The organism is Pseudomonas brassicae (assembly GCF_010671725.1).
Taxonomy (GTDB): domain Bacteria; phylum Pseudomonadota; class Gammaproteobacteria; order Pseudomonadales; family Pseudomonadaceae; genus Aquipseudomonas; species Aquipseudomonas brassicae.
Window position 1 is genome coordinate 1 of record NZ_JAAHBU010000300.1, and the last position, 1,629, is coordinate 1,629.

The window sequence follows — 1,629 nt, forward strand, 5'->3', positions numbered from 1 at the left end:
GTCGGCGGCACCGCCGTCACCGGCGCGGCGCAGCGGTGCGCCAGGGTCGCACCGGTGCCTACGAATCGGGCGACCTCAACCAGTACAGCACCAGCCCCAGCGGCCTGCTCAACCTGAGCTACCGCTTCAGCGACGACCTGCTGGGGTATGCCACTGTGTCCCACGGCGAGAAGTCCGGTGGGGTCAACCTGGCGGTGGGCACCGCACCGGTGGCCGGCGCCGATTCGCTGCTGATCGGCACCGAGCGCGCCAACAACGCCGAGCTGGGCTTGAAGAGCACCCTGTGGGACCGCCGCCTGCAACTGAACACCAACCTGTTCTGGACCCAGGTCAACGGCTACCAGACCAACGCCTACGACGACGCCAACCGTGTGCAGTACCTGACCAACGCCGGCTCCGTGCGTTCGCGCGGGGTCGAGTTCGAAAGCACCCTGGTGCCTGTGCGCGGCCTGACGCTCAACGTCAACGGCTCCTACAACGATGTGCGTTACCTGTCCTACAAGGATGCCCCGTGCGCGCCGGAAGTCGCCCTGCAACCGGGTGCCCCGGCGGCCTGCGACCTGAGTGGGCACCAGGTGGTCGGCGCGTCGAAATGGATCGGCAATGCCAATGGCCAGTACCAATGGGACCTGGACAACGGCCTGCAGCCCTACGTCACCGCCAGCTACGCGTTCCGCTCCAAGGCGGTGGGCACGGTGGAAGACTCCGAGTTCGCGCAGATCCCCAGCTATGCCCTGGTCAACCTCAGCACGGGCCTGCGCGGCGATGCCGGTGGCGGCCAGTGGGACGTGTCGCTGTGGCTCAAGAACGCCTTCGACAAGACCTACTACACCACCCTGTGGAGCGCGGCCAACGGTGGCTACGAAGGCCTGCTGGGCACGCCACGCACCCTGGGCGTGACGGGCCGCTACGACTTCTGAGGCGGGTTTTTCCATGCCTTTGTCGAATATTTTTCATGCTGCAAAGGCATTGCCAGATCAGCACAGCTCGCAAGCCCTTGATTGGCGCGGGCTAGAACGGTTGGATCGATTTTAATATTCGATCAGGTTCTATCCATAACTTTAAAGATTACTTTAAGAGATAAGCAGCTCGCGTCGATCATTCACCTCAGCGAAGGTCTGCACCGCCAACAGGGTGGCCTTCGATGGAATGCACCAACACCCCCAGGAGTTGATCAATGGGTAATGTCCAGACCGCCGCCAGTGCTCTCGATGTGCTTTGGCGCCAGACGCCGGGCGGCGAGCTGGTCGACCTCGGTCGGCCGCACCGGTTGCCGCTGGCGCAACAGCGTCTGCAACGCACGCCACGCAGTGCCTTGAAGGGCCGTGAGAAGGTCCTGCTCGGGGTTTTCGCGCTGGTACTGCATGGCGCCGTGGCCTATTGGGTGAGCCAGGCGCCAGCCCCGGTATTGCCGGTGGTGCCGCCGGAAATCCGCCGATGACCATCGAGTTTTCCCAGCCGGCGCCACCGGTGGTGGAGCCGCCGCCTCCGGCGCCGGCCGAGCCCGTGGTAGAGCCACCGCCACCGGTGGAAGACGAGCTGGCGGTCAAGCCGCCACCGCCAAAGCCCAAGCCCAAGCCAAAACCGGTACCCAAGCCGACGCCCAAACCCGTCGAGCCGCCGCCGGCG

The 1,629-nt window shown here is 65.1% G+C and carries 2 pseudogenes; both read left to right on the plus strand.

Annotated elements, in window-relative coordinates:
• Positions 1 to 920 (plus strand): annotated as a pseudogene (locus G3436_RS19335) (TonB-dependent receptor); the annotation flags it as partial.
• Between the two features lie 257 nt (positions 921 to 1,177).
• Positions 1,178 to 1,629 (plus strand): annotated as a pseudogene (locus G3436_RS19340) (energy transducer TonB); the annotation flags it as partial.